The following is a 13,379-nucleotide window of genomic DNA, read 5'->3' as shown; positions in this document are numbered from 1 at the left end:
AATGGATAGGTCGGGATGCTACAAAATATTTATGGTGAGAATGTCCGATAAAGGACTGACGAATTTGCGAATGTACGGGTCTAAAGGATTAATACATTAGAAATGTGTATGTCGTTAATGACAATGTTATCTACCGAAAAGTAAGAGTAAATGATATAAGATTCGGAACATCTAACGATGAGAATGTAAAGATAACAGGCTTACAGCAAACACATAAGGATATATGTATAGCTAAGTCAATCGGAACGTGGTAACACAGTATCAACGAAGCATGTAACAAATGTGGAGGGATAGTCCCTAATTTTGTTCGTTGAAAACTAAATCAACTATATGTAATTCACAGAATCGAGTAAGATGATGGGGATTTTCGTAAGAAAAGGGAATGAATGCATAGGTGAGTACAACATTGTTTGTAATCTAGTTGCTTTAGAATAAAAGGATAAGATGGGAAGCCGACATGTACGGCGTTAGGTGGGGGGAAAGATGGAGATAACTTCAAAGTTTTACCTATCGCAACGATATCTAAATTGTATATGTAGAAAGGAGCACCTAATTAAAGTGCTCCTTAGGAGATTGATTATAAATGTCTGTTCATTAACTATTATTATGTTTATTTTATCGAATGGTGAAAAACTTGGACAAAACCTTCATTTTGCACAACAAAGCAGCTAGTTAATAAAATTAAGTGCTCGTTGTACAAAAGAAACGCTACGCTTACAGAAATAATTTGTAACTTTAAGTTACAGAAATAGTATCAACAGGGTTAAAAAATTATTCGGAAATGAAAGATAGCTAAACAAAAACTTTATTTTAAAGCTGTACTTCGGTGATGGCTTTCGTGTTATTTATATAAGAGGTTAATTATGATTTTTGTAGAATAAATAAGTCGGGAGAGATGGAAAAATAATACTATATATGGATAAAAAAACATTTGAAATGCGTGAAAAACGATTAGCAGAACTATTAGGTGCAAAAGTACTATGGGAATTTTATCAGTGCTGTAACAGAGGGAATTGAAAAGCAGGAATTAGAATCTACACCAAGTTTACTAGAAGTTCTATTCATACATGTGAAAGAAACCATCCAAATACAAAATATGAATTAACGCATAACAAAAGCCCCTGTAAAAACAGAGGCTGGTAGTATAGATAAAGAGACATTATATATGGAAGCATATGTAGAATTCATTAATCATAAGTTTATTATTTCTGAATTAGCTGTAGAGCTTTCATCTGTTCTAAAAGAATTAAATTGTTTTGTTCAATCATCTTTGCCACTGCTTCAAAGTGAGCTTGATTCTCAAGAACCTCAATCTGCTTCTCTTTAGGTAGCGATTGAAGTATTTCTTTTATTTCTTTACACTCGTATATATTATTCTCCGAGTCTTCAATTAATTTATTGCGACGATTGGTGTATTCAAGTGCACCTAAAGTCGCTAATGCACGAGGGTCTAATCCTAGAATTTCCATGTATTCCTCTCCTTTCCTCTACAATAATTCGATAGGGGAAAGGAGATTCCTTTAATGATTCTATAGAATTTTTCTATAGTGATATAACATGTTATTTATTAGTGGCATGCTATCTTATAGGAAAGTAGTAGAATAGACTTAAAAAATTCCTTAAAGATAATGAGAAGAAAGGAGAATACAGTAAATTACACTCATTTTCCCTAAGTAATCTTCATATGAAACGGTTATTTACTTTTATTATAAATTTTATATTAGATTCTTTGATGAAGAGTAGATAGACATAGGGAATATGGGATGAATTGGTATTTGATTTTTATGGAACAATAATAGTATAGTTAAAGCTTTTTAATGAATTCAATTTCATTATCTAATAATAATGGACGAGTTAAGTGTGAAGAATTTTCTTCAACCTGAGTAGAATTTTTTGCACCAGGAATAGCAACTGAAACGGCTGGATGGCTTAAAACATAACGTAAGGCGATTTGCGCTAAACTTCGATTTGATCGTACTAGTAATCGTAATTTCTCTAATTTGTTTAAGCTATCTTTAAACCATTTTTCTTTGGGCCAATCTTTTCTTAAATCATCGTCTGGAAATTGGGTTTCATGATTAAATTTCCCTGTTAAAATCCCCATCTTAAGTGGACCTCTTATCACAGCACCTAAATTATGTTTTTCAATATAAGGAAGGATGTCTTTTTCAGGTTCTTTATTCAGAATACTATAATCGAATTGTACAACATCTAAATCATCATTCTGATTAAAATGTTTTATATAATCTAAATCATTAGTAGAAACGCCAACTGTTCTCACTTTTCCAGATTTTTTTAAGGTTTGGAAAGCTTGTAAAAAGGCTTCTGTTTCTTCAGGTTTATCCCACCAAATATGACAAAAGTAAACATCTATATAATCCGTTTTAAGCCGCAGTAAACTAGCATCAAATGCATCAATGATCTTTTGAGGATCTTCATAAACGGCTGGTTGATTTGGGTCATAATGGTGACCAATTAATCCACCTTTTGTAGATAGAATGATATCCTGCCTGCGATTATTTATAGCTTTTGCAACGAGTGTTTCACTATGACCTAATCCATAAACATCAGCAGTGTCAATAAAATTAACCCCTAGGTCAATTGCTTTCTCAATTGCATAAACGGATTCATTATCTTTTACTGCGCCCCATTCATCTCCACCAATTGCCCAAGAACCGAATCCTATCTCTGAAACTATTAATCCCGTGTTACCTAATAATCTATATTCCATTATGTACGGACTCCTCCTTTACAGTTTATGTTATTAGAAATATATATAGTGACCAGTTGGAATATTCTTGAATTTATTTTTGGGGTATAAATTAGAGTATATACTTTAATAAATATATATGAGATTACTTTATAAAAAGTAATTGGAATTATTAATAAAATGATTTTTTATGCTTAAATTGAATAAAAGTATGAACTTTCACGGTATAAATATGAATTTTATTCATAATTTTAATAACTATGCAATAAGTAAAATAAATGTTGGATTTAGTCGAAAAAAATACATTTACAAATCGTAGAATATGTACATATAGTTGTAACTGTAAATATTATCCGTTTTAAAATATTTATAAAAGGAGAAATTCATATGAAGGAAATACAAAAGCAATATGAAATTGTAGAAGAATTGGATGTAACAGTAGGGCAAGAAGCATTATGGATAGCTCATCAAATGGAATTAGAAAATGGAATGAACAATGAAGCTACCATAATAAAGCTAAAAGGAAATCTTCAAATAGAGATTTTGAAGAAAGCGCTTACTTTAATGGTGCAATCTCATCCGGCGCTACGTACACTATTTATTAAGAGGGACGAAAAAATTAAACAATTCATTCAAAAGAGTATAGATTTTGATATACCAATTAAGGATTTAACTACTTTTAAAAACACAGAACAAAAATTTATTTTTAAAAAATTCTTAGACTCTATAGTGAATGAGAAATTTAATTTAGAAGAAGGGCCTTTGTTTAAATTCCACATCATTAAATTGTGTGAAGATGAATTTATTTTACATATGATTTTTCATCACATTATTTATGATGGATGTAGTTTAGGGATTTTTATCCAACAATTGTCTCATACGTATTGTGAATTACTTCAAGAAAATACGGGTTTAGTATTAGAATCTCCTTATAAGAGCCTCGTAGAATTTGAGGAATGTTTTATTGACAGTGCAATATATAGAGAAGGATCATCCTATTGGAAAGATTATTTACAAGGTGAATTACCTCCTACAGAGTTTCCTGCTACTATTAATAAAATGAATGAACCGATATATACGAACAAAAATATAAGTAAGAATATTGATGCCGATCTATTTTATCAAATACAATGTTTTGCTAAAAGAAATAACATAAGTGTCTATCGGGTTATGTTAAGTACTTATTGTGCCTTGCTTCATCAAATGACAAATGCTGAAGAAATTATTGTAGGTATTCCAATTAATACTAGACCACACACGGAAGAAGGGAATGCTTTTGGTTATTTTGTTAATACATTACCTATACGTATAACAATAGAAAAAGGGGATACATTTAAGAGAATACTTAACAAGGTGAATAAATCTGTTCATTTGGCTATTAAGTATAAACATAATCCATATTCACATATAGTAAAATATTTAAATCTAAATAATAATACACATCATAATATGATATATTCAACAGCATTTAATACGGTAAGGATACCTCAATTGAAAATTCCGGATATTGAGTCCACAGTTTTAACAGATTGTAAAAGAGTAAATCCTTTTAACATGACCTGGAGAATAATGAGATATGAAGGGGAAACAGAGAATAAAATTGAGGTTGACTATAATTCAGCATTATATAAACCAGATAGTATGAATGATTTAGTTGAAAGATATATATATTTGTTACAAAAACTAATGAAAAATGTGAACAAACCTATTCAATCATTGGATTTACTTTTAAAAAAGGATCATCGTTTATACAAAGATATAAACTCAAATACTCTTGCATATCCTAATTCAAAAACATTAGATCAATTAATTGATCTACAAGCATTAAAATCGCCAAATCAAATAGCGATTTCAATGGGGGATAAATCGATTACCTATTATGACTTGCAGCAAAGGTCAAATCAAATTGCGAATTATTTACGTGAAAATGATATAAAAAAGGGACAGCGTGTAAGTATTACTATGGTGAGAGAGATTGATACAATTGTATGCATTCTAGGTATACTAAAATCAGGTGGAGTTTATGTACCAATCGATCCAAAGTTTCCTGAAAAAAGAATAGAATTTATATTAAAAGATAGTGAAAGTCAAATGATTATTACAAAGAAAGAATTCAGGGGATTAATTGAAAGTTTTGCGATTCATACAATTTATTTAGAGGATTTTCATTACACTGATTTTATAGAAAATATTGCTTCTACACATACCATAGAAGATGCTGCGTATATTATCTACACGTCAGGTTCAACAGGTTTACCAAAAGGAGTAGTTGTACCACATAGAGGAGTAATTAATTTATCATATTCATTAATGAATCAATTTAATTTAGACAAAAATGATGTATTTTTACAATTTGCAACAATGATTTTTGATGCCTCCATTATGGAGATGTTTCCGATTTTGTTATGCGGAGGAAGAATGCATTTAATTTCTGAAATGGAAAAACGTTCTGCAGAAGAATTTATAAATGTAATTAACAAGAATGGTATTACATTTGTTCTTTTACCAACTGCATTTTTTAAATTAATAGCTGATATGTCAAAAGAAATGTTGCTTAAATTAAATTCCTTAAAATGTGTATTTGTAGGAGGGGAAACCATACCTGCTGAATCAGTTCGTAAATGGCAAAGTAAAGTAGGGTTAAAGATTCCAATTCTTAACGCATATGGTCCTACTGAAGCTACTGTATGTACAACCATTTATGAAGTAAATCATGAGATAAAAGAAGAAACTTCTAATATCCCAATAGGTAAACCAATTGCTAATAGTAAAGTTTTCGTGGTCAGTCCGTTCAAAACGTTATGTCCGTCAGGAGTAGTAGGTGAATTATTCATTGGTGGTGATGGGGTTGCTAAAGGATATATAAATCAAAAGAAAAAAACAGAAGAGGCATTTAATTCTTTCGGAAAATCATATAATTGCAATAAAAAAATATATCGTACTGGGGACTTAGTACGTCTTTTACCAAATGGAAACTTAGAATTTATCGGAAGGAAAGATAATCAAGTAAAACTACGTGGGTATCGAATTGAGCTTGATGAAATAGAAAGAGCATTATTTAAACACCCAGAGGTAAAAGATGCAGTAGTAGTAACTTATCAAAATGACAAAATTGCTAGCTTTTATGTATCAAAAGACAATACAGAGATAAAACAAGAGGACTTAAATACATTCTTAAGTGAAAGTTTACCAGATTTTATGATGCCAAATTATATATTTCATCTTAGAACATTTCCATTATCACCAAGTGGTAAGATTGATAGAAAAAAATTAGAATTACAAATCCCATCTTTACTTGAAAACATGCAAAATCAATATGTACCACCAAAAAATGAAACAGAAAAAAGGTTGGCAAAAACATGGGCAGAGATTTTAAATTTAGGGAAATATAGAATCAGCAGAGAGGGTGACTTTTTTAAACTTGGGGGACATTCATTAATTGCTGTGCAAGTATTAAATCAAATTCAAAAAGAGTTTCATTTGAAAATAGAAATTAGAGATATTTTTGAGCATACAACAATTGCTAGTCTATCTGCTTACATCGATAAATTAATGGAAGTAAATCATGATAGGGAAGAACAGAAGATGCAAATATTAAAAGTTGTAGATAAGGAAAGTTATCAGTTATCAAGTGCTCAAAAAAGAATCTGGTTTTTAAATAAATCTAACGGTATTAATAAAGTATATGATACACCACTACACATATATATAGAGCCGAGTTTGAAAAAAGATATTTTACAAGACGCCATAAGATTTTTAGTTGAACGACACGAGATGCTCCGAACAGTGTTTATTGAAAAAAGTGGGGAGCCTAGACAAGTCATATTAAAATCAATAGCGATTGACCTGATACACCATGAGATTGAACACATGGCTAAAAAGGAACAACAAGAATATATACGTAGAACAATAAAGCAAACGGATCATACACCATTTGATTTGGAAAATGGACCGCTTTTCCGGATTAGAATTTTTAATTTTGATAAGAAAAAATCCTATTTATATATCAATTTACATCACATTATTACTGACGAGTGGAGTGTAAGGAATTTATTAGATGAATTAATGAAGGTATATAGTGCCTTTGCTAAACGAAGAAATCCTGAGTTGCCAACTATTTCTAATCGATATGTAGATTATGTTGAGTGGGAACAGGAGCAGTTAAAATTAGGTCGGTGGGATACCGAAAAATCTTATTGGATGGCCGAACTTGCAGCGCCTCTTCCTATATTAAATCTTCCTTTAGATTTTAGTAAGAATCGTCAAAGTACAAATAGAGGTACAGTATTTGAAATGAAGTTAGATAATAAAATGAAAGAGTCTTTGAAACAATTATGTGAACAAGAGAATGTTTCGATGTATATGCTATTTTTGGCAGCATATATTCAATTGTTACATTATCTAACGGATCAAAAAGACATTATTGTAGGTACACCGGTTGTTGGAAGGAATTATCAAGAATTTGAACAAATACAAGGATTTTTTGTAAATACTTTAGCAATTAGAACACAATTAAATGATGTGAAAAATTTAAAACAGCTATTACAAGTAGTGAGAGAAAAATGTTTGAATTCTTTCCAAAACCAATCATACCCATTTGATAAAGTAATTGAGCAAATAAATCCGGATAGAAGCTTTGGAAATAACCCGATCTTTTCTACTATGTTTAGTTATCAGAAAGATATTCTGCAACAACATGATGCGTACAAGCTTCAATTGTTACCTAATAAACAAGATGTTAGTAAGTTTGATATTTCTTTAGCTGTTGAAGAAGGATTGGATTATGTAGAGATTTCATTTGAGTATAATATTAATCTTTTCAAGGAAGAGTCAATTAATAGGTTTACTCAAAATTTACTTAATATACTGGACGCATTTATTCATCAACGAACAGTAGCATATGAAAATCTTTCATTCCTATCACAGGAGGAAGAATCTCTATATAAAAAGGTAAATCAGACAGAAAGACCATATCCTTATTTTCAAAATATACAGGAGCAATTCTATAAGCAAGTAGAAAGACAATCAAATCGGATTGCTATAGCGACTGAAACGGAATCTTTAACATATAGACAATTAAATATAAGCTCTAATCAAGTAGCTCAACATTTAATCGGAAAAGGTATAAAAAGAGGTGATAAGGTAGCCATATTTTTAGATAGAAGTATGAATAGTATCGTTTCTATGCTTGGAATATTAAAAGCCGGTGCTGCCTATATACCAATCGATGTAAAATACCCTGAGGATAGAATAAATTATATAGTTAGTGATAGCGAGGCATGTAGAATTATAACGAGTAACAGATACAAAAGTCATTTGAATTTAAGCAATTATACGGTTTCAATAATAGAGGATATATATCGTACGACTATAAATGATGATGTGAAAATTTTTAATAAGCCAGATGATTTGGCATATGTGATTTATACTTCAGGATCAACAGGCAAACCAAAAGGTACATTATTAACGCATAAAGGAGTATTAAATTTAGTTGAATGGAGAAATGAAGTATTTCAGATTTCTCCAAATGATAAAGTAACACAGTTTTATTCTCATAGTTTTGATTCTTCTGTATCGGAAATTTTTTCTACTTTGTTAAATGGAGCGGAACTGTATGTATTAAGTGATGAACAGCGCTATTCAACTGTCGAATATGCCCAAGCAGTCCAAGAAATACAAGCAACTATTTCTGATTTACCAACAGTATTTTTTAATGAATTATCGACATCATTAACTAAACCGGATAGCGAGAAGATACGTTCTTTAAGATTTATGATAATGGGAGGGGAAGCTGCATCAACAAATGCTATTAGGAGTTGGCAAAATACTTTTAAAAACCAAGTGCAACTGGTAAATGAGTATGGTCCTACTGAAGCAACTGTTTCAGCGATGTACTATTTCATACCAGAATTAGAATGCGAAAATAACATTTTAGGTAGCATACCGATTGGTATTCCAATTTCTAACACAAAGGTTCATATATTGAATTCATATATGCAACATTGTCCGGTAGGTGGCATGGGTGAATTATATATTGAGGGCTTAGGATTAGCCAAAGGGTATTGGAAGCAGGAAGAGAAAACAAAACAGGCATTTATTTCGAATCTATTTTCAGCAGATAATAGTAAAAGATTATATCGAACCGGTGATTTAGCAAGGTGGTTACCAAATGGAAATATAGAATTTATGGGAAGAAAAGATAAGCAGGTTAAAATTAGAGGACACAGAATTGAATTGGGGGAAATAGAAGATGCAATGTTACAACTTAAGGGGATAAATCAGGCTGTGGTAACACAAACGAAAGATGGAATGCTATTGCAAGCTTATTATAAAACAGTGGACGGTTTAGAAATAGAGAAAAATAAGTTAGCTTTGCATTTATCAAAAGTATTGCCAGAATATATGATCCCTAAATATTACTCTCATGTGTTAGAAATACCAATAACGGCTAATGGGAAAATTGATTTCGAAAAACTGCCAGAAATAGAGTTTGATAATGAGCAAAAAGATGAGTGTATACTTAAGCCTCAAACTAAAGTGCAAAAAAACATTGCAAAAGTATGGTCCGAAGTTCTAAACATTAAATCTATAGGTTTAAAAGATGATTTCTTTAATTTGGGTGGACATTCTTTAAAAGTTATGCCGGCATTAGTTAAATTAAAACCGTTATACCCTAATTTGAAAATCCAAGATTTCTTTAAGTATAAAACAATAGAAAAATTAGCCTCTCATATTGAAGAAATGGAAGAAATGTCGTTCAAGAAAGAGAAAAATATGAATGTAGCATGTATGGGAAATGAAACGAAAACGACTCCTGTTTATAAAAGAACTAAAATAGAAGAATGTGAGTTAGATATGGTGAATTATCCAAAAGTAGTCTTCCTTACAGGAGTAACAGGATATTTAGGAGCACATATTTTAGAACGGTTATTACAGTTGCCATCTACGACTATTTACTGCTTAGTAAGAAAAAATGAGAATCAAGAAATTGATGCAAAGTTGAAAGAAAGAATGGTGTTTTATTTCGGTAAAGAAATTCTTCGACAATTGGAGGAGAGAGTAGAATTAATTGAAGGAGATTTATCTTTGATGAATCTAGGTCTAGATTCAAAGCAATTGGACTATTTAAAGAATAAGGTAGAGTCAATCATACATTGTGGTGGAGAAGTTAGACACTATGGGGAACGTGAGCATTTTCAAAAGGTAAATGTTCAGTCTACAAAATACTTATTGGAATTAGCTAAGAATACAAATGCACGTTTTCATTATATATCGACTTTAAGTGTAGTAGGTCAGGCTGAAAGCGATCCAAAAGAATTTGAATTCTTTGAGTCTAATTTTGATAGAGGGCAAAATTTAGATAATGTGTACTTAGAAAGTAAGTTTCAAGGCGAGAAAATGGTCAGAGAAGCAATGGAAAAAGGAGTTCGTGCCACGATATATCGTGTGGGGAATTTAGTGGGTAATTCTAAAACAGGTAAATTTCAATACAATATAAATGAAAATGCATTTTATAGATTATTAAAAGGGATATGCCTATCTAGCATAGCACCTGAAATCAATACGTATGTAGATTTAACGCCTGTAGACTATGGAAGTTTAGCTATTACTGAATTATCCTATAAGGCCAATACAGTAAATAAAACCATGCATATTTGTAATCCCAATCAACTTAAATGGGACCAATTTATAAATAGTTTACAAGATTTTGGATACGATATTATGTTAATGAAACAAGAAAAGTATATAGAGAAGTTTTTTGATACGAATCTAACTACTGATGAACAGAAAGCTTTAGAGCTCATAATGCCTTTATTAGAATCTGTAGAAGAGTTATCAGTAGCTATACCATCTTGTTTATACACGCAAGGATACTTAAAGAATGTACATTGTTTAGAACCAAATCAAGAGTATATCAATTTGTTATTAAATTATGCTATGAGTATCGAGTTTTTACCAACCATTAAAGAACCAATATTGCTATAGAATATACTATCGATTTTGAACAGATTGGTTTATAAATATGAAGTTTTGAATATTTGTTTACTTTCGCTTATTATTTGGAAAAGTAAAAAGAACTTGTAGTTTTATCTACAAGTTCTTTTCGATTAAAAGGTTTATACATTTAGTTGGTTAGATAATATTTCAATTCTTCATATTACTAACAGAAAAAATTAACCAAGACAAATAATTCTTTTCAATAAGAGAAAAAATACAATTTTATATTAAGACCAAATCCATCGATCATCAGTTAATGCTTGAGAATCATTAACTTTTTCAATCTCATCTGTTATCGACCACTCATTACTTCTTTCAGCGTTCGCCATATGAACTTTAACCTTTTCACCTACATTAAATTTCTGCCCGTGTGTCAAATAAACTGTAACATTACGTTTACTTCCGTCATTTCCAGTATATTGAACAATTACATAATTATATTCTTCTATTCCAGATTTAAACTTATCTACTTTTGTAACATGTCCTATTTCATATTCGTATGCAAAAACATGTTTTAAATAACTTCCCTGGTGTAATGTATCAGTACCTTGAACCTTTTCAATTGACTCTGCAATCATATAGTCCGTAAAATTACGCATCATTGCACCAGTAGCTTTTATTTGATCACCAACTTTTACATTTGGTGTAGAGTTTAAATAAATACTAATAGGCTCAGAATACTTTTTTGATTCAACAGAGATAACATTATCAGTAACCTCAACTACACGCCCTTCAATTGTTGATAAATTTGACTCGATAGAAGCTGCACTTGCTTTTGTTACTTCTAATCCTGGTAGATTTGTGCCTGCAAGAGCTGCAATTCCTAATGCACCAGCTAAAATGATTTTTTTCATACCTTATAACATCTCCATTCCGGTTGTAGTTAAATGCGCAGTTAGGTTTAATTCGTAAATAACTTTCGTATATCACCTAACATGTAATCATTATAGTTACAATAAGAATGATTATCAACTACGATTGAAATGTAATTTTGCATAATAATAAATCTTGATTTAATAATTTATCATTCAAATGGAAATGAAGATGTGTATGTATGAAATTGTTACCGTAGAGCAAAAAGGAACCTTCGTGCGAAATGGGGAAAGAAAAATCCTAGGCGTAAATGGTGTGGAAATACATTATTTTAAAAATATAAAAAGTGGTGAATTTGATGATTTTAAATTTAGAGATAAAAAATTAATAAGGGGGCGTTTATTATGAAAGTAACTTGTTTGTACAACATTGGAGATTATCTAACAAAGGAAACCGAGGAAACATTTAACTTAGTTATTAAGAAGGAGTATATTGTTTATGGCATATGTAAGTTACAAAGTGGTGAGTTGACATATTTAATTTTAGGAGAACGTGGAAATATGCCATCTTGGTATCCAGCAGAATTATTTAAAATATCCGATGCGTTACAACCTATAGAAGGGTATTGTTCAGAACACAGACATGTGAAAGATACAACTATAGATTATATATGGGGATATAAAGAGTTGGCCTTGGATAATACACATGCTCTCGGTTTAATTGAAAGAGAGAATAAAGATATGGAACTATTTTTAAAGCGTAAAGCTGAGATTGATGAATTTGAGGAATTGTAATAGTATATGAATAAATTGATTAACCTATAAAAAAACGTAGGAATTAAATATTTCTATGTTTTTTGTACATAACATCTAAATAAACAGTTTATTTTTTGAAAAAGTTGAAAGATGGTATTTATATTGGCGCGAATATCTATTACAATGGACCCTATAAAAAAAGTAGTCGCAAGTGCAACTACTTTTTTTCAAAAACATTATTTTTCAAATAACATCTCTAGCGTAAACTTGCGCTTAATGGTACTTGAGAATAAACTGTGAAATTGTTACCATTTCCTTTGGAATAGTAAGGAAATGAGTTAAAAATGCACCAAAGAAGTACAACCCAGCAAAGATCCACATTACGCCCCCTACCCCTAATGGACCGATGGAAGCAGTTACTACTAATGGCCCAACAAAAGCTGATAATCCTGAACCTAGATTTAAGACAGATATTGCAGCCCCTTTATTTTCAGGAGATAAAGATGGGACTAATGCTGTAAGAGGTACATAACCAGCAAGTGTTGCTCCATAGCAACAGGCAACAAAATAATATAGCCCAATAATTATGTCCTACCATTTGTGGTACATAATTGAGTGCAAGAGTTACAATTCCGCAACCGACTCCTCGGAACCATTTTATCGTATTTACCCAACCAAACTTGTCTCCAACAATACCAAAAATAATATTAAACACCATATTTACAAAGAATAGAGTACCCAAAATTTGTAGCCGTTCAGTCATCGTAAAATTATATTTCATCATATAAGTGGGCAGGAAAACAACAAATCCAAACTGAGCGGCCGAGTTTATAATTATAACAATACCACCTATACCAACTTTAGGATTTTCAAATGCGATGGTAATGCCCTTTAGTAATCCACTTAATTTGTTAGTGCTTATGGTTAGGGCTTTAAATCTGTCTTTATTTACAACAATTGAGAATAATCCCCCGATGAAAACAAAGGTTAAGGCGCTTCATAAAGTAGCGATTTCTCTGATTTTAGGAACCATATAGCTAGATTGAACTCCCCCCACTTTCACTTCGTTTAGAAGAGGGGGATTCCTAAGTAAAGAGTTCTAT

Annotated in this window: 6 protein-coding genes and 1 pseudogene; 3 read left to right on the top strand and 4 right to left on the bottom strand. The window is 31.0% G+C overall.

What is annotated here, in order from left to right:
- Positions 1-1,202: 1,202 nt before the first annotated feature.
- Positions 1,203-1,469 carry a hypothetical protein gene (locus tag ILT06_RS32585; RefSeq protein ID WP_000404243.1) on the bottom strand — a complete coding sequence of 89 codons (267 nt, stop codon included), beginning with the start codon at positions 1,467-1,469 and terminating at the stop codon, positions 1,203-1,205.
- Between the two features lie 335 nt (positions 1,470-1,804).
- On the bottom strand, positions 1,805-2,731 hold the full coding sequence (locus ILT06_RS20440; RefSeq protein WP_222655438.1) for an aldo/keto reductase: 927 nt from the start codon (positions 2,729-2,731) through the stop codon (positions 1,805-1,807).
- 366 nt (positions 2,732-3,097) lie between these two features.
- Here ILT06_RS20440 and ILT06_RS20435 point away from each other — a divergent pair, with 366 nt between their 5' ends.
- Positions 3,098-10,696 carry a non-ribosomal peptide synthetase gene (locus tag ILT06_RS20435; RefSeq protein WP_222655437.1) on the top strand — a complete coding sequence of 2,533 codons (7,599 nt, stop codon included), beginning with the start codon at positions 3,098-3,100 and terminating at the stop codon, positions 10,694-10,696.
- Between the two features lie 239 nt (positions 10,697-10,935).
- On the opposite strand, the gene ILT06_RS20430 is transcribed toward ILT06_RS20435, so the two are convergent.
- A complete protein-coding gene (locus tag ILT06_RS20430) occupies positions 10,936-11,562 on the bottom strand; it encodes a hypothetical protein (RefSeq protein ID WP_222655436.1) in 627 nt (208 codons plus the stop codon).
- A 196-nt stretch (positions 11,563-11,758) separates the two neighbouring features.
- On the opposite strand from ILT06_RS20430, the gene ILT06_RS20425 reads away from it, so the two are divergent.
- Both ILT06_RS20425 and ILT06_RS20420 read left to right on the top strand, forming a co-directional pair.
- A complete protein-coding gene (locus ILT06_RS20425; RefSeq protein ID WP_222655545.1) occupies positions 11,759-11,929 on the top strand; it encodes a hypothetical protein in 171 nt (56 codons plus the stop codon).
- Positions 11,926-12,315: a hypothetical protein gene (locus tag ILT06_RS20420; RefSeq protein WP_098102784.1), complete on the top strand. Its 390-nt coding sequence runs from the start codon at positions 11,926-11,928 to the stop codon at positions 12,313-12,315. The genes ILT06_RS20425 and ILT06_RS20420 overlap by 4 nt, the downstream gene beginning before the upstream one ends.
- A 234-nt stretch (positions 12,316-12,549) precedes the next feature.
- On the opposite strand, the pseudogene ILT06_RS20415 reads toward ILT06_RS20420, so the two are convergent.
- Positions 12,550-13,333 (bottom strand): annotated as a pseudogene (locus ILT06_RS20415) (MFS transporter); the annotation flags it as partial.
- Positions 13,334-13,379: the final 46 nt, after the last annotated feature.

It is taken from the genome of Bacillus sp. 17RED48, from assembly GCF_019837545.1.
GTDB lineage: Bacteria > Bacillota > Bacilli > Bacillales > Bacillaceae_G > Bacillus_A > Bacillus_A wiedmannii.
The sequence above is the reverse complement of the archived record's forward strand: the minus strand, read 5'-3'. Positions and strand labels throughout refer to the sequence as shown.